Annotated in this window: 15 protein-coding genes; 9 read left to right on the forward strand and 6 right to left on the reverse strand. The window is 69.9% G+C overall.

Annotation, left to right across the window (positions count from 1 at the left end):
- Positions 1–71 precede the first annotated feature (71 nt).
- Both VED21_RS05970 and VED21_RS05975 read left to right on the forward strand, forming a co-directional pair.
- Positions 72–1,295 carry a molybdopterin molybdotransferase MoeA gene (locus tag VED21_RS05970; RefSeq protein WP_324881409.1) on the forward strand — a complete coding sequence of 408 codons (1,224 nt, stop codon included), beginning with the start codon at positions 72–74 and terminating at the stop codon, positions 1,293–1,295.
- Between the two features lie 39 nt (positions 1,296–1,334).
- The gene (locus tag VED21_RS05975) at positions 1,335–3,302 is read left to right on the forward strand and encodes a molybdopterin biosynthesis protein (protein ID WP_324881410.1); all 1,968 of its coding nucleotides are present in this window, start codon (positions 1,335–1,337) and stop codon (positions 3,300–3,302) included.
- Here VED21_RS05975 and VED21_RS05980 read toward each other — a convergent pair whose 3' ends face one another.
- The 4 genes from VED21_RS05980 to VED21_RS05995 form a co-directional block, all read right to left on the reverse strand.
- Complete coding sequence (locus VED21_RS05980) at positions 3,303–3,620, reverse strand: TusE/DsrC/DsvC family sulfur relay protein (RefSeq protein ID WP_324881411.1); 318 nt, start codon at positions 3,618–3,620, stop codon at positions 3,303–3,305.
- Between the two features lie 84 nt (positions 3,621–3,704).
- The gene (locus tag VED21_RS05985) at positions 3,705–6,188 is read right to left on the reverse strand and encodes an ATP-binding protein (protein WP_324881412.1); all 2,484 of its coding nucleotides are present in this window, start codon (positions 6,186–6,188) and stop codon (positions 3,705–3,707) included.
- 188 nt (positions 6,189–6,376) lie between these two features.
- On the reverse strand, positions 6,377–8,164 hold the full coding sequence (locus VED21_RS05990) for a monovalent cation:proton antiporter-2 (CPA2) family protein (RefSeq protein WP_324881413.1): 1,788 nt from the start codon (positions 8,162–8,164) through the stop codon (positions 6,377–6,379).
- Between the two features lie 69 nt (positions 8,165–8,233).
- On the reverse strand, positions 8,234–8,503 hold the full coding sequence (locus VED21_RS05995) for a hypothetical protein (protein ID WP_324881414.1): 270 nt from the start codon (positions 8,501–8,503) through the stop codon (positions 8,234–8,236).
- Between the two features lie 163 nt (positions 8,504–8,666).
- Here VED21_RS05995 and VED21_RS06000 point away from each other — a divergent pair, with 163 nt between their 5' ends.
- Positions 8,667–9,836, forward strand: a complete 1,170-nt coding sequence (locus tag VED21_RS06000) for a DUF2325 domain-containing protein (RefSeq protein WP_324881415.1) — start codon at positions 8,667–8,669, stop codon at positions 9,834–9,836.
- Between the two features lie 93 nt (positions 9,837–9,929).
- A complete protein-coding gene (locus tag VED21_RS06005; protein ID WP_324881416.1) occupies positions 9,930–10,130 on the forward strand; it encodes a hypothetical protein in 201 nt (66 codons plus the stop codon).
- Between the two features lie 6 nt (positions 10,131–10,136).
- Here VED21_RS06005 and modA read toward each other — a convergent pair whose 3' ends face one another.
- Complete coding sequence (modA, locus tag VED21_RS06010) at positions 10,137–10,895, reverse strand: molybdate ABC transporter substrate-binding protein (protein WP_324881417.1); 759 nt, start codon at positions 10,893–10,895, stop codon at positions 10,137–10,139.
- Positions 10,896–11,410: 515 nt separating this feature from the next.
- Positions 11,411–12,157, reverse strand: coding sequence for a response regulator transcription factor (locus VED21_RS06015; RefSeq protein WP_324881418.1), 747 nt, complete (start codon positions 12,155–12,157; stop codon positions 11,411–11,413).
- Between the two features lie 561 nt (positions 12,158–12,718).
- Here VED21_RS06015 and VED21_RS06020 point away from each other — a divergent pair.
- From VED21_RS06020 to VED21_RS06040, 5 genes are all read left to right on the forward strand, one after another.
- Positions 12,719–13,834 (forward strand): sensor histidine kinase, encoded by a 1,116-nt coding sequence (locus tag VED21_RS06020; RefSeq protein WP_324881419.1) that lies wholly within the window; start codon positions 12,719–12,721, stop codon positions 13,832–13,834.
- Between the two features lie 544 nt (positions 13,835–14,378).
- Positions 14,379–18,299 (forward strand): response regulator, encoded by a 3,921-nt coding sequence (locus tag VED21_RS06025; RefSeq protein WP_324881420.1) that lies wholly within the window; start codon positions 14,379–14,381, stop codon positions 18,297–18,299.
- Between the two features lie 35 nt (positions 18,300–18,334).
- Positions 18,335–19,192, forward strand: coding sequence for a protein-glutamate O-methyltransferase CheR (locus VED21_RS06030; RefSeq protein WP_324881421.1), 858 nt, complete (start codon positions 18,335–18,337; stop codon positions 19,190–19,192).
- A complete protein-coding gene (locus VED21_RS06035) occupies positions 19,161–19,772 on the forward strand; it encodes a chemotaxis protein CheB (RefSeq protein WP_324881422.1) in 612 nt (203 codons plus the stop codon). The genes VED21_RS06030 and VED21_RS06035 overlap by 32 nt, the downstream gene beginning before the upstream one ends.
- A gap of 77 nt (positions 19,773–19,849) precedes the next feature.
- Positions 19,850–20,926 (forward strand): diguanylate cyclase, encoded by a 1,077-nt coding sequence (locus VED21_RS06040; RefSeq protein ID WP_324881423.1) that lies wholly within the window; start codon positions 19,850–19,852, stop codon positions 20,924–20,926.
- The last annotated feature ends 939 nt before the right edge of the window (positions 20,927–21,865 follow it).

Here is a 21,865-nt window from a genome sequence, read left to right on the forward strand (position 1 = left end):
CGGTGCATTCCGCGCAGACAGCACAACGGTGCACAATGGCACACCATGAGCGAGAGACGGACGGTGACGCCATGCCGCAACACGACGCCCCCACCCAGACCGCCGGGCCGGTAAACGACGTGCGCGGGCGCGGCTTTCCCAGGCGCACCGCGCTGGCCGACGCCACGCGCTGGATCGACGCCCGCACGGCCCCGCTGCCGGCCGAGACGGTGCCGCTGGCCGCCGCCGTCGGGCGCGTGCTGGCGGTGGACGTCGCGGCCCCCGCCGACCGTCCGGCCGCCGACCGCGCCACGCGCGACGGCGTCGCCGTGCGGGCGGAAGAAACGCTGGGGGCCGGCGCCTACGCCCCCGTCCTGCTGATGGCCGGCGCCGCGACACCCGTCGCGGCCGGGCAGCCGCTGCCGCCGGGCACGGACGCCGTGCTGCCGGTGGAGGCGGCGCAAGGCTCCCCCCTGGGCGTCGAGGTGCTGGCGCCGCTGGCCGCCGGCGACGGCGTCGAGCGCCGGGGGGAGGAGGCGCGCTCCGGCGCGCCCCTGCTGCCGGCCGGGCGGGTGCTACGGCCGCAGGACGTCGGCCTGCTCGCCGCGCTGGGCTTCGACGGGGTATCCGTGGTGCGGCGTCCTTGGGTGCGCGTGCTGGTCGTCGGCGGGCCGCGCGACGATGACTCCGGGGGTGGTCCCGACGCCGACGGTCCGCTGCTGGCCGCCCTGGTGGCGCGCGACGGCGGGCTGGCCGAGGTGCGCGGCCCGCTGCCCGCCGACCGCGCGGCGCTGGCCGCCGCGCTGGCCGAACCGGGCGCCGACGTGGTGCTGGTGTGCGGCCGCACCGGCGTGGGCGAGGACGACGTCGCCCCCCTGGCGCTGGCCGACGCCGGAACCCTGGCCATCCACGGCGTGGCGCTGCGCCCCGGCGACTCGGCCGGTCTGGGGCTCGCGGGTTCCATGCCTGCCGTGCTGCTGCCGGGCGAGCCGGCGGCCTGCCTCGCCGCCTACGACCTGCTGGGGGCGCGTGCCGTGCGCCGCTGCGCCGGGCTGGACGGCCGCCCGCCCTACGCGGTGGTGCGGCGGATTGCCGCCCGCAAGCTGGTGTCGGAGATCGGCACGGCCGAACTCTACCGCGTGCGCCTCACCGCCGACGGTGGGGTCGAGCCGCTGGCGTCGGCCGCCGTGCCCGGCCTCGCCGCCGCGGCGCGCGCCGACGGCTTCGTGCTGATCCCGGCGGAGAGCGAGGGGGTGGCGCCGGGAGCCCCGACCAATGTCTGGCTCTATGATCCCCCGCCGAACGCGCTATGCTGAAATGAGAACAACGGTCGGTGCAGTTCGGGAGAAGGCAGCGTGTCCAACGAGGATGTCCGGCGGTTCGTCCGTCAGGCGGCGCGGCAGGAGCAGTTCCTTGAGGTGATCGGCCGGGACGAGGCGTGGGCGCGCTTCACCGCCCACCTCGACCTCGCCCCGCGCGGCGCGGAGGAGGTGGAACTGGCCGAGGCGCTGGGCCGCGTCCTGGCGCAGGACGTGGTGGCCGGGGTGGACGTGCCCGGCTTCGACCGTTCCGGCGTCGACGGCTTCGCCGTGCACGCGTCCGACACCGCCGGGGCGGGGGAGGACAGCCCCGTCCTGCTGGCGCTGAACGACGAGGTGCTGGCCGCCGGCACCGTGCCGTCCGGCACCGTCGCCCCCGGCACCGCCACGGTGATCGCCACCGGCGGCATGCTGCCGCGCGGCGCCGACGCCGTCGTCATGGTCGAGCACACCGACATCCGCGAGGACGACGGCGCCGTGCGCGTCGAGATCCGCAAGACCGCCGTTCCCGGCCAGTTCGTCGCCGCCGCCGGCTCCGACATCGGCCGGGGCGAGACCGTCCTGCGCAAGGGCCAGGTGCTCGGCGCGCGGGAAATCGGCGTGCTCGCCGCCATCGGCCGCGCCACCGTGCCGGTGGTCCGCAAGCCCACGGTCGCCATCCTGTCCACCGGCAACGAGATCGTCTCCCCCGGCGAGCCGATCCGCACCGGGGCCGTCTACGACTCCAACGGCGCCATCCTGGCCGCCGCGGTGGAGGAGCTGGGCGGCCGTCCCGTCCGCCTGGGCGTCAGCCCGGACGACGAGGCGACGCTGGCCCGCCTCGTCGAGGAAGGGCTGAAGCACGACGTGCTGCTGATGTCCGGCGGCACGTCCAAGGGGGCGGGGGACCTGTCCTACCGCATCATCAGCCGCTTGGCCGACCCCGGCATCGTGGCGCACGGCGTGGCGCTGAAGCCGGGCAAGCCGCTCTGCCTCGCCGTCAGCGCCGGCAAGCCGGTGGCGATCCTGCCGGGCTTCCCCACCTCCGCCATGTTCACCTTCCACGAGTTCCTGGCCCCGGTGATCCGCGCCCTGGCCGGCCTGCCGCCCGCGGCGAAGGAGAGCGTGCCCGCCACCCTGCCGCTGCGCGTGCCGTCGGAGCGCGGACGGACCGAGTACGTCATGGTCTCCCTGGTGGGCGGGGCGGACGGGCTGGCGGCCTACCCGATGGGCAAGGGCTCCGGCGCCGTCACCGCCTTCTCCCAGGCCGACGGCTTCATCGCCGTGGACGCCCAGGCGGAGGCGGTGGAGGCCGGCACGCCGGTGTCGGTGCAGCTGATCGGCCGCCGGGTGGAGCCCGCCGACCTCATCGTCGTCGGCAGCCACTGCGTCGGCCTGGACGCCGTCGTCGGCCGGCTGGTGGAAGCGGGGGTGAGCGTCAAGGCGCTGAACGTCGGCAGCATGGGCGGCCTCAACGCCGCCCGGCGCGGCGAGTGCGACGTGGCGCCCATCCACCTGATGGATCCTGCCACGGGCGCCTACAACCGCCCCTTCCTCACCCCGGCGCTGGAACTGGTGGCCGGCTACCGCCGTCTGCAGGGCGTGGTGTTCCGCCCCGGCGACGCCCGGTTCGAGGGCCGCACGGCGGAACAGGCCATCGCCGCCGCCGGGGCCGACGCCGCCTGCATCATGATGAACCGCAACACCGGCAGCGGCACGCGGATCCTGACGGACCGGATCTTGGGTGGTGTCGGGGGCAGCCTACGGCCCGTCGGCTACTGGACGCAGGCGAAATCGCACAACGCGGTGGCCGCCGCGGTGGCGCAGGGGCGCGCCGACTGGGGCGTGGCGATCGACAGCGTGGCGCGCCTCTACGGCCTGGGTTTCCTGCCCTTGCAGGAGGAGCACTACGACTTCGCCATCCCCCGCGACCGCCTGGACCGCCCCGCCGTCCGCCGCTTCCTGGCCGCCCTGGAGGCGCCGGAGATCGCCGCCGCGCTGGCCGAGCTTGGGTTCAGGCGGTGATCACCCCGTGCTCCAGGCCCGCGGGCGCTTCATGCCGGCGATCTTGCAGGCCTGCTGCACGTAGCCGTAGGGGAACAGTTCGAACAGCCGATTGCGGCCGGCGCCGCGCGTCTGCGTCAGGTGCTTCATGACGTGGCGGGCGTCCGGCGCAACTTGATGCTCGTCAAGATATCGGCGCATGAACGTCAAGGCTTCCCAGTGCTCGTCCGTAAGGTCTATGTCCTCGCGCCGGGCCAGTTCTTCGGCAACCTCGTCCGTCCAGTCGCCGGGGTCGATCAGATAGCCTTCGTCATCGGTGCGCGGCAACATTCCGGGCATGTTGTCCTCCCAAATCCGACATTGTCCCTTTACGTTAGAATACCCTTATGTAATGGACTTGATCACGGTCAAGCGAGGGACAACTCAGGCGACGCGGTGGCCCGGCGACGACACCGCGTCCGCGAGATCCTCCGGCCGGAAGGGTGTTTGCAGCAGCCGGCAGCCGACGGCCCGCGCGGTGGCCAGCTGCGCGGCGTCCTCGTCGCCGGTCACCAGGATGCAGGGGATGTCCTCGTCCAGTTCGCGGCGGATCTGCCGGATCAGGTCGGCGCCGGACCGATCGCCGGGCAGCCGGTGGTTGCTGACGATCAGCGTGGGCCGTTCGCCGCTCCGGCGGGCCAGCGCCAGCGCCCCGTCGGCGTCGGCCGCCGCCCACACGACGTGGCCCCAAGCCTCCAGCGTCAGGCGCAGGCCGGTGCGCTGGGCCTCGTCCTCCTCGACCACCAGGATGCGCTGGACCCGCGCCGGGCGGTCGACAGCCGGTGCCGGGATGGCGCGTTGCGGCACCTCCACCCGCGCCGCCACGATCCGGAAGCAGGAGCCCCGGCCCGGCCGCGACTGCACGCCGATCCGGTGCCCCAGCAACTGCGCCAGCCGCCGAACGATGGCGAGCCCCAGGCCCAGGCCGCGGACGCGGTGGCGTACCGGTTCGGGTCCGTTGACGCGGTGGAAGTCCTCGAAGATGGCGTCGTGCTGGTCGTCCGGGATGCCCCGGCCGGTGTCCCACACCTCGATCGCCAGATCCGGCCCGCGCCGCCGGCAGCCGACCAGGATACGCCCGCGTTCGGTGAAGTGCAGCGCGTTGACCAGCAGGTTGCGCAGCATGCGCTCCAGCAGCGCACGGTCGCTCAGGACACCGGTGCCGCAGGGCACCACGCGCAGGGTCAGGCCCTTGGCCGTCGCCAGCGGCTCGTACTCGCGCCGCAGCCGCTCCAGCAGGTCCGCCACCGCCACCGGGCCGACCACCGGTGTGATGGTGCCGGACTCGACGGTGGACAGGTCGAGCAGCGCGTTCAGCAACTCCAGCGCCGTGCGCACCGCCTCGTCCAGGCGCTCGGCGATGCGCCGCGGGCCGTCGTCGGGCAGGTGCGCCAGCAGCAGGGCGGAGAACAGGCTCATGGCCTGGAACGGCTGGCGCAGGTCGTGGCTGGCGGCGGCCAGCAGGCGCGATTTGGCGGAGTTGGCCCGCTCGACGTCGCGCATGGCCGCGGCCAGCGCGCTCTCCGTCCGCTTGATGTGGGTGACGTCGAGGAAAACGCCGTCCCACACCACCGTGCCGTCGCCGCGCTGGTGGACGCCGGCCGTGCTGCGCACCCAGCGCGCATGGCCGTGCACGTCGGTGATCGAGCTTTCGAACACGAACGGCGTCAGGGTCTCCGCCGACCGGCGCAGCGCCGCCAGCCATTCCAGACGGACCTCACGCGGCAGGGTCTCGACCACGCGGTCGAGCGGCTGCCAGTCGTTGAGGGTGGGGGGCGGCCGGCCGGCGGCCTCCACCAGATCGCGGTTCGGGCTCAGGTAGGTGTAGGCCATGCGGCCGTCCGGCCGCAGCTCGCGGCGGTAGATGATGCCGGGGAAGTTGGCGGCGATGTCGGCGAGGCGCCGCTCGGCCTGCCGGTCCGCCTTCAGCCCCAGCCGTTCGCGTTCGGCGGCGATCCGCCGCTGGCGGGCGCGCAGCATGACCGCCGTCACCGCCAGCGCCGTGCCCAGCACGGCGAGGCCGCCCAGCACGGCCAGCGCCAGCGACCAGCGCGCCTGCCACACCAGTGCGGCGGACGGGATGCCGGTCAGCACGGTCCAGCCGGTCGCGGCCACGCGGGCGCCGACGCCCATCATCGGCGTGCCGTCGACGGTGGTGGCGTAGAAGAAGCCGTCGCCCGCGTGCTCCATGCCTTGGACCACAGACTGCGGCACCGGCGAGCCGATGGCCCCTTCCTGGGGATCGGTGGCGCCCGTGCGGGCGATCAGACGGTGGTCCTGATCGGCCAGCAGGATGCTGCCCTCCGGCGTCAGGCCCTGCTGGCGCAGCAGTTCGGCGAACGACCACGCGCGCGTCAGCACCGCCAGCGTGTGGCTGATCATCCCGTCGATGGCGATCGGCACGCGCAGGACGACCACCGGCTCGTTCATTGTCGCCGCGCTGCGCAGGACGCCGCTCACGTGCGGACGGCCGGTGCGCAGCACCGTTTCGACGCCGCGCGCGTCGATCAGCGGCGGCAGCGCCGCCCCGAACGCCAGAGTGGTGTTGAGCATCTGGCCGCGCTGGTCGGTCAGCACCACGCCCAGCCAGTCCGGCCGCCGGGCCTCGACCAGTTTCGCCTTGCGGTAGAGAGCGGACAGATCCGTGGAGGACGTGCCGGCGTCCAGCGCCAGCGTTTCCAGAAGATCGAGGTCGCCGGAAATCTTATTCTCCACGGCGGAAACAGATGAATACGACGCCTGCATCAATTGTCGTTGCACCGCGCCTGCGTGCTGGTCGCCGAACAGCAGCAGGCCGACCGTCACCAGAATGGCGACGGGAAGCGCCGTTCCTGCTGCGACAATCCAGAGAAGAGCCGTGCGTTTCATCGTGTGCCGCCAGCTTTACCGGACTTCGGATGCTGATCAATCACTAATATTGCAGATTCTGCGAGAACGCCGAGCCTGCGTTTTAGCTACCCCGGATTCGTTTGAAGTTTATTGAATGTATCGGTTGGAAGGCTAAGGAAGTGTTTGGAGTCCACGAACCCACAAGCAGAAGGTGTGGCGCGCGGCCCTCAGCCGTCCGGGCGGTCGGCCTCGAACAGCCGGCGCAGCTCGCGTGCGGCTTCCTGGGCACTCTGGATCAGGCGCTCCTCGTCGTGGTGGACGCCGTGCTGTGCGATCAGCGTGCGCTCGTCGTGCGTGCGGAAGGTGTCGATGGTATGCCGGACCTCGTCGGGCGGCAGGCCGCAGGATTCCAACACCCGCTCGGTCAGGTGAAGGCTCGAGTCGAAGGTCTCGCGCACGATGACCTCGACGCCGCGGTCCATCAGTTGGTGCGCATGCCGCCGGTTGCGGGCGCGGGCGGCGATCCGCAGGTTCGGGAACAGGCGGCGCGCCATGTCCACCACCGTCAGCGATTCCTGAACGTCGGCCAGCGCCACCACCAGCAGGCGCGCGGTGTCGGCTCCGGCGGCGCGCAACAGCTCGGGCCGGGTGGGATCGCCGTAGAACACCTGGTTGCCAAAGCGGCGCACGAAATCGACCTGGCCCGCGTCCTTCTCCAGAGCGGTGAAGGGAATGCGGCGCAGCCGCAGGACGCGGCCGACGATCTGTCCGACCCGGCCGAAGCCGCAGATAATGACCGGCGGCGTCGCGTTCCCGGCGGTGTCGTCGATCGTGTCGAACGGCCGCGCCGCCTTGCGCGTCAGGCGCGGCGCCAGCCAGCGCTCCTCGGCGGCGAACAGGAAGGGGGTGGCGATCATCGACAGCGTCACCAGCAGCATGGCCGCGTTGGCCTGAGGCTGCGCAATGACGCCGTCGGCGACGGCGACGCCGAACAGGACGAAGCCGAACTCGCTGCCCTGCGACAGCGCCGCCGCCATGCGCACGGCGCCGCCCGGCCGGTGCCCGGCGATGCGGGCGAGGAGGGCCAGCACCGCCGCCTTCACCGCGACCAGTCCGATGGCCAGCAGCAGCATGCCGCCGGGGTTGGCAAGGAAGCCGGCGACGTCGGCCGACACGCCGACCGACACGAAGAACAGGCCCAGCAGCAGGCCCTCGAACGGTTCGATGTCGGCCTTCACCTCGTGCCGGTATTCCGATTCGGACAGCAGGACGCCGGCCAGGAAGGCGCCCAGCGACATCGACAGCCCGGCCGCCTCGACCAGCGCCGCGGTGCCCAGCACGATGAGCAGCGCGGTGGCCGTGAAGATCTCCGGCGTCTTGGCGGCGTCCACCAGCCGGAACACCGGCCGCACCAGCAGCCGCCCGCCGGCCAGCACCAGCAGCACCGCCCCCACCGCCCTGGCGATCGGCCATCCCAGGCCGTCGCCGTGGTCCGGCATGGCGCCGCCGTTGCCCAACAGCGGCAGCAGCGCCACCAGCGGGATGATTGCCAGATCCTGGAAGAGCAGGATGGAAAAGCTGTCGCGCCCGGCCTGGGTCGCCAGCAGGTCGCGCTCGGCCAGCAGCGGCAGGGCGATGGCGGTGGACGACAGCGCCAGCCCGGCGCCGGCCGCCACCGCCGCCGGCCACGGCAGGCCCAGCGCCAGCGCGCCGCCGGCCAGCGCCGTGGCGCTCAGCGCCACCTGGGCGCCACCCAATCCGAACACCGCCTTGCGCATGACCCACAGGCGCTGCGGCCGCAGTTCCAGCCCGATCAGGAACAGCAGCATCACGACGCCCAGTTCGGAGACGTGCGCGATGGCCTCCACGTCGGTGACGAGGGCGAGGCCGCTGGGTCCGATGGCCAGCCCGGCCGCCAGGTATCCCAGCGGGCTGCCGAAGCCCAGACGTTTGGCGAGCGGAACCGCGAGGACGGCGGCGGCAAGGAGCACGATGGCGGTGTGGACGAGCGACATGCCCACACCATGAAGCGGCCGCGCCCGCCTGCCAACCCGCCCGAAGGTGAGGCGCTTCCCCTCCCTCCGCTAGTGCTTGCCGCCCCCGCAGGAACAGCCGCAGCCACCGCCCTCGTGCACCTGGACGCGGATTTCGCCACGGGCGATGGACAGCACGGCGTCGACCGGCAGGCCGATGGCGCGCGCCAGGTCGCCCAGGCTCGCCTCGGGCGGGACGCCCATCTCGCGGCCGGCTTCCGGGTGGAACGCGGGGTGGAGCTGCGCCAGCCGCGCGATGGCGGCGGGGTCGCTGGCGGCGAGGGCGTCCAGGCGCGTGTCGGCGCCGAGCGGTTCGGTCATGGTGGGGGCCTTGCGAGTGATGGTGGGCGACGTTGTGGCACGCCGGTGTGCCGCATTGCCTTGACCGGCGTCAACGCACGATGTCGCAGCCCCTCTGCAGGCTTGCAAATGCAAATCATTCGCATTATCAAGGAGGGACCGAGGTCGTCTGTGGAGTGCGACGATGTGCGAGCAGTGCAGGAAGTCCGAACCGGCGCGCCTGATCAGCCATGCCAAGCGTCGCAAGATCTGGCAGATCGACCGCAAGCACCACTGTTCCATCGTCGGCACCTGCCTCAGCCACGAGGACCTGGAATGGGCCTGCCGCCGCCTGGGCATCGAACGGCCGCCGGGCCTGCGCGACTATGACCTGCACCGCTACTTCGTCGAGCAGGTGGGCAACAGCGGGGCGCCGGCCCGGCTGCTCCACAAGCGTCTGGACGAGAAGTACGCCGGCGAGGTGCGCCGATTCGCCCGCGCCACCGACGAGGAGGGCTGGCTGGCCCTGTGGGAGCAGGCGGTCGCCTCCGGCAGCGTCGCCGCCGCCTACTGGGCGGTGTTGAGCCACGCCGGGGTCCCGGAAAGCGTGGCCATGCGCGCCTACGGTGACGTGCACATGCTGTCCCACCTGCTGGGTGCGCAGAACCGCCGGACGCTGCGCCAGCAGCACACGCTGGAGGCGCGCTGCGCGGAACTGGAAGACCGGCTGGCGCGCGCCGAACGCTCGACCGCCGAACGCATCGCCGAGAAGGACGCCCGCATCCGCGCGCTGGAGGCGGAACTGGCCCAGGCCCGCGCCGCCCAGGCGGCCCCGGCCCGGCCGGCGGCCCGCCCGTCGCCCTCGGCGGGGCGGCTGGAACGCGGGCTCGCCCGCGCCAACCGCCGGGTCGCCGCCGAACGCGCCCGCGCCCGCGCGGCCGAGGGCGAACTCGCCCGCCTGCGCATACTGTTCGACGCGGTCCCAACGGTCGGCCAGCGTGCCGCCGTGCCGGAACCGACCACCCCGGCCGCGCCGGCCTTGCCGGCGGCGCCGCCGGACCTCGGCGGGCAGGCGATCCTCTACGTCGGTGGCCGGCCCAATCTGGTGCCGCGCCTGCGCGAGACGGTGCAGACGCTGAACGGCGACCTGCTGCACCACGACGGCGGAGTCGAGCAGGCCACGCACTGTCTGGAAGGACTGGTGGAGCGGGCCGACCTCGTCGTCTGCCCCATCGACTGCGTCAGCCACGACGCCTGCCTGCGCGTGAAGGGCCTGTGCCGGCGCATGCGCAAGCCTTTCATCCCGCTGCGCAGCAGCGGTGCCACGACCTTCCTGCGCACGCTGGAGACGCTTGCCCCCGCCCGCCCGGTGTGAGGCGGGCGGCTCTCCCCTTCCTCCTTCGGAGGGCTTGATCGGACCGCCGGACGTCCCAAAGTCGAAACAGGCCTTGGACGAAAGGAGGCCCGAATGATCGACGGAGACCTGCTGAGCCGCTACCGCACCGTGTTCGGCAACACGTTCAACGCGCTGCTTTGGGATAAGAGACCGGACGACACCATCAACCGCATGATGCGCGACGCCCTGAAGGGGCAGGGGCCGCTGCCGACCGACGGGCGGATCGCCGCCGTCCTCGCCACCCGCATCGGCCACCCCGCCAACGACGCGTGAGCAGCATCAGTTCAGCGTGGCCGTGCCGTAGCCGAAGCGGGCGATCACCGCGCCGGCCTCGGGCCCCTTGAGGAAGGCGAGGAAGGCCTTGGCCGCTTCGTCCGAAGCCCCCTTCTTCAGCAGGACGGCGTCCTGGCGGATGGGCTCGTGCAACGGCTCCGGCACCAGCCAGCGCGAGCCTTCGTTCTTCGCGATGACCTGCGATTGCGCCACGAAACCGACCTCGGCGTTGCCGGTTTCGACGAACTGATAGGTTTGGGCGATGGTGTTGCCCTGCACCAGCTTCGGGGCAAGCGCGTCGTAGACGCCCATCTTCTTCATGGCCTGCACGGCGGCGGTGCCATAGGGGGCGGTGGCCGGGTTGGCGATGGCGACCTTCTCGAAGGCGGCCTTCTTCAGCGTCTCCTCGCCGGTCACCTTGGCCGGGTCCTTGCTCCACAGCGCCAGCCGGCCGATGGCGTAGGTGAAGCGGCTGTCGGCGACGGCCAAACCCTCCTGCACCGCCTTCGCGGGCGTCTCGTCGTTGGCCGCCAGGAACACGGTGAAGGGGGCGTCCTGGCGGATCTGGGCGTAGAACTGGCCGGTCGCGCCGAAGCTCAGCACCGCCTTGTGCCCGGTCTTCGCCTCGAACGCCTTGGCGATCTCCTTCGCCGGTTCGGTGAAGTTGGCGGCCACCGCGACGTTGGTCTCCGCCGCGTGCGCGGCCGTGGTGGCACCGGCGGCGGCCAACAGCGGCAGGGCGGTGGCGAGCAGCAGCCTCTTCATTCCGGATCTCCTTTCCCGGCCGGCGGTCGCGGCCGATGCGTGCTGGCGATGTGTACTGTGACTATATAACGCCATTGACGCCGGAAAGGAACCCTGTATTCTTTGCGCATTCACACCGGCTGTGCCGGCCAAGCCAAGGTGTCGTCCGCACGTCGTCGCGGCATCGGCAAGGCACGGTCTGTTTGGCATCAAATATAGAATGCCAATTTTCTGTGCATGTCGTCCGGCTAGGCCGGCGATGTGCGCAAGAACACCAGCATTGTCTTCGCAATGGGTTGGTTATCGCGCCTTCGCGCGGCACCTGCTCCGTGCGGCATCGTGCCAAACTCAAGGAAGCCGAACAAGAAGCTTAGCGCTCGCCATCATCAAGGCCTCCGAGGTGCTGATCGGCAAATGACGCGCCGCACCTGGGGTGGCCGCCGGTCGCTCCCGGTCTCCGCGGCGCGCCTTCATCGGGGCGGCGGCGGTTCAGCCCGGCGGTGTCGTGCCGGGGCGACGGAACCCGTCCTCCCCCTTCACGAACCGCCTCGCGAGCCCAGGCCGGCGCTGGCGGCCATGAGGGCGAGCTGCGTGCGGTTGCGTACGCCCAGGCGCTGCATGACGCTGCGCAGGTGCACCTTGATGGTGCCCTCGACGATGCCGAGCGAGCGGGCGATCTCCTTGTTCGACTGCCCCTGGAGCAGCAGCAGCAGGATCTCCCGCTGGCGGTCGGTCAGCGCCTCCACCGCGCCGTGCGGCAGCGGCGGCTTGGAGGGCGGTGCTGCCGACGCCGTCGGTGCCGATGCCGTCGCCGGGCGCGGCAGCGGGGCGTAGATGCCGCCGCCCAGGATGATGGGCAGGGCGTGGTCCAGGATCTCGGCCTCGCCGCCCTTGGGAAGGAAGCCGCGCGCCCCGGCCTGGAGACAGGCGGCGACCAGCGCCGCGTCCTGCGAGCCGGACATGACCACCAGCGGCACGTCGCCCAGGACGCGCAGCATGGCCTCGACCCCCGGCAGCCCGTCGGCGTCGCCCAACTGCACGTCATAAAGCACCGCCGACAAGTGGCCGACGGAGCGCACCCGCCGGACCGCTTCGGCCAGGGAGGCGGCCTCGAACACGGCGGCGGCGGGAAAGCGCGTGCGGATCGCCAACGCCAGTCCGTGCCGCACCAGCCCATGATCGTCGACGACCAGCAGGCGCGGCGCCGAGGCGTCGATGCCGCCCTGGCTGAAAGCGGCCCCGGCGCGCGCCGGGCCGATGCCGAACCGTCCATGGTGAGTCATGGGATGCTCCCGGTCTTTCTTCAGACGTATGCCGGATGTTCGTCAGGCATGAAGGGAACAGCCCGGAGCGCAAAATGGCACGCCCCGACGCTTCCGGCCGGTGGCCAGCCGGTGGCCCGAAAACGACAAGGGCTTGGCCCATCTCTGAGCCAAGCCCTTGTCTTGTTTGGTGGAGCCAAGGAGGATCGAACTCCTGACCTCTACAATGCCATTGATGGGACGGAGCAGCGCCGATATGCGACAAGACGCTACTATATCTTCTCTATCAAGCACTTGATCGCCGCGATGATGCCACGAGAGGCGCCGGATTGCGCGCGATTTTCCCGTATGGTGATTGCTGGGTGATTGCTGGAAACGACCGTTGACGCTTTTCTTTTGGCGCGTTGGCGTTGGCAGGGAGCGGGGCCGGCTCCGGCCGCCCAACTCCGGCCCTTGTTCCATTTTCATCACACCGCCCCCCTGGCCGGGGCCTGCCGGTATCCCCAGCTATTCAGATCCCGGCGCTCCTGCGGGCATTGAACGGTTCTTTACTCCGGCACACCAGCGTAAACCCAGCCTTCCATGCACCGCATCATCGCCCGGGCCTCCGCCCTGAGGACGTTCACCCGTTTTCAGCAGTACGCGGCGGCGACAGCCATCCTCGCCGTGTTCGTGGTCGTCCGGCTCGCCCTCGACACGGTCCTGCCGGGCTACCCGTTCCTCATCCTGCTTCCCGCGGTGATGCTGATCGCCCTGCTGTTCGATCACGGCACCGGCCTCTACGCGGCCGTCCTGGGCACGGTGTGCGCCTGGTTCCTCTTCATTCCTCCGCGCTTCTCGTTCGACTGGCCGGATCTGCCCAACGGCGTCGCGCTGGCCCTGTACGTGCCCATTGCCCTGCTGATGGTCCGCATCATTGAGGATCTGCGGAAGGCCGTGGATGCGGTCAACCAGCGCGGACAGGATCTGCAGGACCTCGTGCGGCGCCTCCAGGCGGCGGACGCCGAGAAGGACGTCCTGCTGTGCGAGGTCAATCACCGCATCAAGAACGACCTCCAACTCGTCTCGGCCATGCTCCACCTGCAAGGGCGGACACTGGGCAATCCGGAAGCCAGGGAAGCCCTGGCCACGGCCGCCGACCGGGTCGGCGTCATGGGCCGGGTACATGCACGGCTGACCCGGCGCGACACCGAGGCGACCGTCGACATGAAGGAGTTTCTCGAAGGCCTGTGCGACGACCTGCGCAACACGCTGGTCGGCGTCCAGCCGGTGGCCGTCCGGGTGCAGGCCGACCCGGTCACCATGCCGCTGAGCCACGCCGTGCCGATGGGGCTGGTCGTCAACGAACTGCTGACCAACGCCCTCAAGTACGCCTTCCGCGACGGGCGGAGCGGCCGGGTCGACATCAGCATGCGTCGCGAACCGCACGCGTGCGAGCTGGTGATCCGCGACGACGGTGTCGGCATGGAGGGGCAGGCGCCCCGCGACGGGAGCCTCGGCATGTCGCTCGTGCGCTCCCTGGTGCAGGGCATCGACGGCACACTCCGCACCGTCGAAGATGACGGCATGGTCCACACCATCCGCTTTCCGCACCCGGGCGCCAAGCTGGGTGCGCCGGCGCCCGGCATGCCGCCCGCCGGCGCATCCTGTCCTCAGGAAGGGGGCGCTCCGGTTGCGGCGGCCGTGGTCCGCTCCTGAGGCAAATGCAACGCTTCGGGCTTTGGGCAAGGCGGTGCTCGCTCGCCGCATTCGGGCTGCCGAACAGGCGCGGCATCAGGCCTGGAAGCGAGCGCAAACACGGCACGGTTCAGTTCAGGCCTGACAAACCCCCTGGACCCGAGGTCGGGCAAAAGCCAGCCTTAGCAGCACTCAGAAAGGCGCCGTGGCGGTCCCCTTGATCATCATTCGATCCGACGGAAGTCTGCCGGCCAATCGGGGAACTGCAGCTTGGCCACAGCTTCGGCGATCCCCGCCCTGTTCAGCGCCCCCGCCTGAACTTATTGAATCCAAGGCCCTCTTCATCCACGTCCGGATGCTGTAACGGAAAGCTTGCAACGCCGTAAGCCGCCCACACCAACAACCCTGGCGCGATTCACGTCTTCCACGATGGCCAGAACGGAACCCTCCGGCCTGCCCCTTACCGATCCTTAATGCCTGTCCGGCGATTGTGGTTTTTTTTGATGGGCATCTGGCGGCACCCGCTCCCGGTGTGTCGGTGCGCGGACATCTTGGGGATGGCGGTATGCGGATTGGGGTGCGCATTCTCGGCGGCTTCGTGGCCGCCCTGGGCTTGGTGGCGCTGGCCGGCGGCGTCGGCATGGTCTCCATGGGCGCGGTCGACGGAATTGTCAGCCGGATCACCGGACAGATCTTCCCGAAGATCACCGCCGTCGTTGACGTCGAGGAGCAGGCGCTCGTCGCCGGGCTCCAGGCCCAGCGCTTCCTCAACAAGCGCGATGACGCGAGCAAGGCCGAGATGCTGCAGGCGCTCGACCGCATCTACGGGGCGCTCGACCGCCTCGTCGACGTGGCCCGGGGCATCAACGACGCCCGCACGCTCGAGATCGCGCAACGGGCACGGCGCGACGCCCAGGCCTTCGCCGAGATCACCAAGCGCAGCCTGAGCGCCATCGACGACAACGCCAAGGCCGAGGCCAAGCTGCGCCAACAAGGCATCGCCGTCCTCACCCAGGCGAACGAGCTGGCCGCGGCCGCCGAGCGCGTCGAGGACACCGCGACGGGCCGGGCCGAACTCAGCGAGGTCTTCGCCGGCGCTGAGCTGCACAAGGCCGCGGTCCGCATCGAACGGCTGGCCTTCGACATGCGGATCTCGGAAAAGAACCACATCATCTACGGGCTGGCCGAGGACTACGAGGCCGTCCGGGCGAAGGGCGCCGAACTGCTGGCGGTGCTGCGCGAGACCGAGCAGCGCCGGATCCCGGCGGACCTGGGCAAGCGCCTTGCCGAGCTGCGCGCGGTCACCCAGGATTACCTGCGCCTGATCACCACGTGGCTGCAGAACGAGGAGATCCTCAAGGCCGGGCTGCACGATCTCGATCTGGCCGTCCAGGCCATCGCCCGCACCGCCGGCGAAGCCCGGGAGGCCGCGTGGTCGCGGGCGTCGGAGACCAGCGACGAGGCGGTGCGGACCCTGGCCTGGTCGCAACGGGTCGGCATCGTCGTGGCCGTGCTCGCCGCCGCCCTGCTGACCCTGCTCACCGCCGTCGTCTCGCGCAGCATCGCGCCGCACATCGTGCGCCTGACGGCAGCGATGAACGGCCTCGCCTCCGGCAACCGGTCCGTCGAGATCCCCTGCATGGAGCGCCGCGACGAAATCGGCGACATGGCGCGGGCGGCGGACGTCTTCAAGCGGATGGCGGAGCGCACCGAGGCGCAGCACCGGCTGAAGACCAGCGTCGCCGAGTTGGGCCGCGCTCTGCAGCAGACGGAAACGCACCGCGACTTCGCGCAGACCCTGGTTCAGACCCTGGTCCCCCTGCTGCACGGCGGGCATGGCGTCTTCTACACCTACGACCGCGGGACGGAGCGGCTCGCCCTGCTCGGCACCTACGGCTACACGCAGCGCAAGTCGCTGAGCAACAGCTTCGCGCTGGGCGAGGGGCTGGTCGGGCAATGCGCGCTGGAGCGCAAGCCGATCGTGCTCAGCGTAGTACCGGACGACTACGTGCGAATCAGTTCCGGTCTGGGCGAGGCCTCGCCCCGGCGCATCATTGCCGCCCCCATGTGCTTCAAGGACACCCTGCTGGGCGTGCTCGAGATCGCCGCCTTCCAGGAGTTTTCCGACTTCCAGCAGGCGCTGCTCGACGAGGCGCTGCCGGTGGCGGCGCTGATCCTGGAAAACCTCGACCGCTCCCTGAAGACCCAGGCGCTGCTCGGCGAGACCCAGCGCCAGGCGACGGCGCTGCGGGAGTCGGAGGAGGCGCTGACCGCGCAGCAGGCCGAGCTGAAGACGGCCAACGAGGGCCTGCGCCTGAAGTCGCAGGATCTCGCCGACCAGGCCGAGGAGCTGCGGGCGTCCGAGGAGGAGCTCAAGGCGCAGCGCGAAGAGCTGCAGGCGATCAACGAGGAGCTCACCGAGAAGACCGCCGCGCTGGAGGAGCAGCAGATCGCCCTGGAGCGGGCGCGCACCGAGGCCGAAGACAAGGCGCAGGAGCTGAGCCGCGCCAGCCAGTACAAATCCGAATTCCTGGCCAACATGAGCCATGAGCTGCGCACGCCGCTCAACAGCATGCTCATCCTGTCCAAGATGCTGGCGGACAACGAGGAAGGGAACCTCAACCCCGATCAGGTCGAGTCGGCGACGATCGTGCACGAGAGCGGCAGCCACCTGCTGCGCCTGATCAACGACATCCTCGACCTGTCGAAGGTCGAAGCCGGCAAGATGGACGTCCGGCCGGAGGACGTCTCCATTCGGGCCGTGGCGGACACCGTCACCCGGCAATTCGGCCGCATGGCGGAGTCCAAGGGCCTGGGGCTGGAGGTGGAGATCTCTCCCGACCTGCCGCACACGGTGCGCACCGACGGCGGCAAGGTCGACCAGATCATCACCAACATGGTCGGCAACGCCCTGAAGTTCACCGAACAGGGACGCGTCCTCGTTCGCTTCGGCCGCGCCGAGGCCCCGGACAGCCGTGCGCCGATGCTGTCGGTGACCGTCACCGACACCGGGATCGGCATCCCGCCGGACAAGATCGACCGCGTCTTCGGTGCGTTCGAGCAGGCGGACGGCACGACCAGCCGCCGGTTCGGCGGAACAGGACTGGGCCTGTCGATCTCGCAGAAGCTGGCCCGGCTGCTCGGTGGCGACATCGGCGTGCGCAGCGAGGTGGGCAAGGGGAGCGCGTTCACGCTGCTGGTGCCGCTCACGCCCGGCGAAACGGCCGTTGATGCCGCCAAGCCCACGGTTTCGACTGTGGATCGGACGCTCGACGCGATGGCTGGCCCCTCCCCGGACGGGGGGCAGCGGTTGATCCTCATCGTCGAGGACGACCCGGTGTTCGCCATGGTGCTGTCCGATCTCGCCGCGAAGCGGGGCTTCCGGACGCTCACCGCGGCGGACGGCGAAACCGGCCTGCGGCTTGCCGGCGAGCACCGGCCCAGCGGCATCATCCTCGACGTCGGCTTGCCGGGCATGGACGGCTGGGCGGTGATCGACCGGCTGAAGGACGACGCGCACCTGTGCCGCATTCCGGTGCACTTCATTTCGGCCTCGGGCGAGCAGGAGAAGGGCCTGTTCAAGGGCGCGGCCAGCTTCCTCACCAAGCCCGTGACCAAGGAGCAGCTCGATGCCCTGCTCGACCGGCTGGCCCCCTCCCGCTGTGGAACGAACGGCACCAAGCGGGTGCTCGTCGTCGATCCCGAGCCCGGCGGCTGGCAGGCCGCGGCCGATCTCCTCAAGAACGAGGCTGTGGAGGTCGTTGGTGCCGATACCGGCGCGGAGGCCCTGGCGATTCTCGGGCGCATGGCGGTCGACGGCATCGTCCTCGATCTGGATCTGCCCGACACCGACGGGGCGACGCTGCTGGAGCGGGCCAGGGCGGCGGTGCCGGTGTTGCCGTCCGTGATCGTTCACGCGCGGCGCCCGCTGTCGAAGGACGAGAGCCTGCGGGTGCGCGAGTACACCGACAGCATCATCGTCCAGGGCGGCCGCTCGCAGGAACGGCTGCTCGACGAGGTCAAGCTGTTCCTCCACAGCGTCAAGGCGAAGCTGCCGGAGGAGGAGCGCCGGGTCATGGCCCTCACCGGGGAGGACGCGGAAGGCGTGTTCCGTGGCCGCACCGCCCTGGTGGTGGATGACGACATGCGCAACGCTTTCGCCCTGTCCAAGGTGCTGCGCGCCCGCGGGCTCAAGGTGCTGATCGCCCAGGACGGGCAGAAGGCGCTCGACCAGCTGGACGCCAACCCGAAGGTCGACATCGTGCTGATGGACATCATGATGCCCGGCATGGACGGCTACGAGACCACCCGGAACATCCGCAAGCAGCGGCAATTCGCCAGCCTGCCGATCCTGGCGCTCACCGCCAAGGCGATGAAGGGCGACCGCGAGCTGTGCCTGGAGGCGGGCGCCAACGACTATCTGGCGAAGCCGATCGACACCGAGCGCCTGCTGTCGATGATGCGGGTCTGGCTCGGCGCCCATTGAGGGCCGCTGGAGACAAGGGGAGGGGTGAGCGCGCCATGAAGACGGCAGACATCGAAGCCATCGAAGTCGAGCTGTTCGTCGACGCCCTGCGCCGCCGCCACGGCTACGACTTCGGGGACTATGCGCGGGCGTCGCTCAAGCGCCGCATCGCCGGCATCGCCGCCGACCTCGGCTGCGCGCGGATCGCGGACACCATCCCGCTGATCCTGCACGAGGAGGGGGTGCTGCCGCGGATCCTCGGCAAACTGTCGGTGCCGGTATCGGAGATGTTCCGCGACCCGCCGATGTTCCGCAGCCTGCGCACCCAGGTGGTGCCGATGCTGCAATCCTACGACCGGATCAACGTCTGGCAGGCGGGCTGCGCCTATGGCGAGGAGGTCTACTCGCTGGCCATCCTCCTGGAGGAGGAGGGGCTGTACGACCGCGTCCAGATCTACGCGACCGACATCAACGACCAAGCCCTCGCCCGCGCCGAGGAGGGCGTCTTCCCCCTCACGAGCATGCGCGGCTTCGCCGACAACTACCTGAAGTCCGGCGGCCGGCGCTCGCTGACGGAGTATGTCCACGCCCGCTACGGCTTCGCCAAGGTCGACGACCGGCTGAAGCGCAACATCTCCTTCGCGCACCACAACCTCACCGCCGACGGCGTCTTCTGCGAGGTGAACCTGCTGCTGTGCCGCAACGTCTTGATCTACTTCAACCGGGCTTTGCAGAACCGGGTGCTGCACCTCTTCCACGACAGTCTGGCGCGCAACGGCGTGCTGTGCCTCGGCCGCAAGGAGACCCTGGCGTTCTCGGACCTCGCCGGCCGCTACGAGACCCTCGATGCGGCCCAGAAGATTTACCGGAAGGTTCCCGCGCTTGACGACGTCGCTGTCCCCACCGTGCGTTGACGCGATCGTCGTCGGCTGTTCGGCCGGCGGGATCGAGGCGCTGCGGGAGATCCTGCGCGGCTTGCCGGCGGACTTCCCGGTGCCGATGATCGTCGTCGCCCACCATGGGGCCGATGGCGACGCGCTGATGGTCCAGGTGCTGGAGCGCGACAGCGCGCTCAAGGTCTCCGCCGCCGAGGAGAAGGCGCCGGCCGTTCCCGGCCACGTCCATCTCGCTCCGGGCGGCTACCATCTGCTCCTCGAAGCGGACGGGACCTTCTCGCTGTCCGTCGACCCCAAGGTCTGCAACTGCCGTCCCGCCATCGACGTGCTGTTCGAGACGGCGGCCGATGCCTACGGCGAGCGCCTGATCGGGGTTCTGCTGACCGGCGCCAACAGCGACGGCAGCTGCGGACTGCTGTCCATCCGGCGGGCCGGCGGCCTGACCGTCGCCCAGGATCCGGCGACGGCGGCGGTCGCCACCATGCCGCAGGCGGCCATCGACATCGGCGCCGCCGTCCACGTTGTTCCGCTCGGCGGCATCGCCGGCTTCCTGTGCTCGGCGCTCGCACGGGAGCACCAGCGAACTGGAATAATTTGAGTAGAAAGCTTACTATTGTCGGCGGCGTCACACGCCATGCCGGACAGCACCACAGCTCGGAAACGACGGGGCGGCCGATGAGCGACGACAATCAAATCTGCCAGATCGCGGTCTGTTCCGAGCCCTGCGAGCGGGCGATCCTGCGCATGGACACCCAGGCCGACCGCGGCGGTCCCGGCCATGTGCGGCCGAAGATCCTGGTCGTCGACGACACGCTGGCCAATCTCGTTGTCCTCAAGCGGCTGCTGGCCCGCGTGGATGCCGAGGTCATCGCGGCGGCATCGGGCAATGAGGCTTTGGCGCTGACGCTGGACCATGACTTCGCCCTGTTCCTGCTCGACGTGCAGATGCCGGAGATGGACGGCTACGAACTGGCCGAGCTGTTGTCCGGCGAGGAGCGCACGAAAGCCGTCCCGATCATCTTCCTGACGGCCGCGTACAAGGACGAGCGGCACCGCCTGCGCGCCTACGGGACCGGGGCCGTCGACTACATCGAGAAGCCGATCAACGATCAGGTGCTGCTGGCCAAGGTCGGGGTCTTCCTCGAACTCTTCAACAACAAGGACGCCCTTCAGTGGGTCCTGGCGGAACTCGCCCAGAAGAACGTCGACCTCAACGTCGAGATCGCGCGGCGCCAGCAGCTCGAGGAGGACCTGCGGCGCTTGGCGACCATCGACGTGCTGACCAACGTGCCGAACCGCCGCCACTTCATGGAGACTGCCGAGGCGGAGAGCCGTCGCTTCCATCGCTACGGCCATCCCTTGTCGCTGATCCTCTTCGACATCGACCACTTCAAGCAGGTCAACGACACCCACGGCCACGCGGCCGGCGACCAGGTCCTGTCACGCCTGTCCGACACCTGCGTGATGGCGTTGCGCGACCAGGACGTCCTCGGGCGGCTCGGCGGCGAGGAGTTCGCCGTCCTGCTCCCGGAAACCGACAGCGCTGCAGGCGTCGCCGTGGCCGAGCGGCTGCGGGAAACGGTGGAGCGGGCGTCGCCGGAATGGTCCATGGGCGAGCTTGCCGTCACCATCAGCGTTGGCGTCACCACGTGGGAGCCGGACGACGCCACGGTAGAAACCGTGCTGCAGCGGGCCGACGGCGCCCTGTACGAGGCGAAGCGGTCTGGACGCAACCGGGTGGCCATAGCCTAGCCGGTGGACGCGTTGCACGATCTCAGCGGCCGGCCGCTGCTGCGGGTACCGACACCGGAGTTGACATCGCTCCCGCAGCCTTTCTCAGAGCCTTTGCCGTTCGGGCAAATGGGTGAGGCGGTGGATGGACGGCGGGGCAGCGGACTCGACCGACCCTTGGCGAAGCGGCTGGTCGAACAGCTCTGATCGTGGGTGGGTTACGGGAACGGATATTCTTGCAGCCAAGCAAACCAGCGCGCCGTCCGCGGCGTAAACAGCTTTGCGCACGTTTTGATTGTGACCTGAGGCCGGCGAGTTCCTCCAGGAATAGACCTGTCGCACAACCACCGGATGGGATGGAACGAGTTCAGGGCTCTGACGGCGCCCTTCCCCTCGCCAGTTCCTCAGATCACGCGCCCATAGACGTCTCCTCCGGCATGATGCAACTCGCCTTCGGGGAGAATCCGGCGCGGGAAACCCCCACTCCCCAATCTGCGAGGGTGATAGCCGGATGGCTGAGCTACTCGACCAGGAGCGGGCGATGAAACCCAAGATCGGACTAGGTTGCAACGTGCTCCCATGCAATTGCCTCCTCCTAAGCGAGGAAATCTTCTGACAAACAGTTTGCAATATACATCCTGCGGTGGAGAGGTTTTAGTCGTTTTGTAAGTTTTTTTGTGAATTATCGCAGCAAACGCCAAAAATCAGGACGCCCCTATACCCCACTGAAACGCTCTGTTAAGAGACTCCACCCATCCTCATTGTGCGTCATACGAACAAAACGAACGGGCGCACGCTTCAGACGGGGGATGCTCATGACTTGGTACAACGACCTGCGCATAAGCCGGCGCCTGATGCTTGGCTTCGCTGCGGTGATCGCGCTGCTGGTGGTCAACGTCGGCGCCGCGCTGCTGATGGCGAGCGGCGGCAAGCGAATGGCGACCAGCATCGCCGAGGTGC

Origin of the sequence: Azospirillum sp. (assembly GCF_035627195.1) — a bacterium.
GTDB lineage: Bacteria > Pseudomonadota > Alphaproteobacteria > Azospirillales > Azospirillaceae > Azospirillum.

Coding starts and splice junctions, on each gene's coding strand:
- VED21_RS05970 (WP_324881409.1), top strand. CDS start 72: ATGCCGCAACACGACGCCCCCACCCAGACCGCCGGGCCGGTAAACGAC.
- VED21_RS05980 (WP_324881411.1), bottom strand. CDS start 3,620: ATGCCCGGAATGTTGCCGCGCACCGATGACGAAGGCTATCTGATCGAC.
- VED21_RS05985 (WP_324881412.1), bottom strand. CDS start 6,188: ATGAAACGCACGGCTCTTCTCTGGATTGTCGCAGCAGGAACGGCGCTT.
- VED21_RS05990 (WP_324881413.1), bottom strand. CDS start 8,164: ATGTCGCTCGTCCACACCGCCATCGTGCTCCTTGCCGCCGCCGTCCTC.
- VED21_RS05995 (WP_324881414.1), bottom strand. CDS start 8,503: ATGACCGAACCGCTCGGCGCCGACACGCGCCTGGACGCCCTCGCCGCC.
- VED21_RS06000 (WP_324881415.1), top strand. CDS start 8,667: ATGTGCGAGCAGTGCAGGAAGTCCGAACCGGCGCGCCTGATCAGCCAT.
- VED21_RS06005 (WP_324881416.1), top strand. CDS start 9,930: ATGATCGACGGAGACCTGCTGAGCCGCTACCGCACCGTGTTCGGCAAC.
- modA (WP_324881417.1), bottom strand. CDS start 10,895: ATGAAGAGGCTGCTGCTCGCCACCGCCCTGCCGCTGTTGGCCGCCGCC.
- VED21_RS06015 (WP_324881418.1), bottom strand. CDS start 12,157: ATGACTCACCATGGACGGTTCGGCATCGGCCCGGCGCGCGCCGGGGCC.
- VED21_RS06020 (WP_324881419.1), top strand. CDS start 12,719: ATGCACCGCATCATCGCCCGGGCCTCCGCCCTGAGGACGTTCACCCGT.
- VED21_RS06025 (WP_324881420.1), top strand. CDS start 14,379: ATGCGGATTGGGGTGCGCATTCTCGGCGGCTTCGTGGCCGCCCTGGGC.
- VED21_RS06030 (WP_324881421.1), top strand. CDS start 18,335: ATGAAGACGGCAGACATCGAAGCCATCGAAGTCGAGCTGTTCGTCGAC.
- VED21_RS06040 (WP_324881423.1), top strand. CDS start 19,850: ATGAGCGACGACAATCAAATCTGCCAGATCGCGGTCTGTTCCGAGCCC.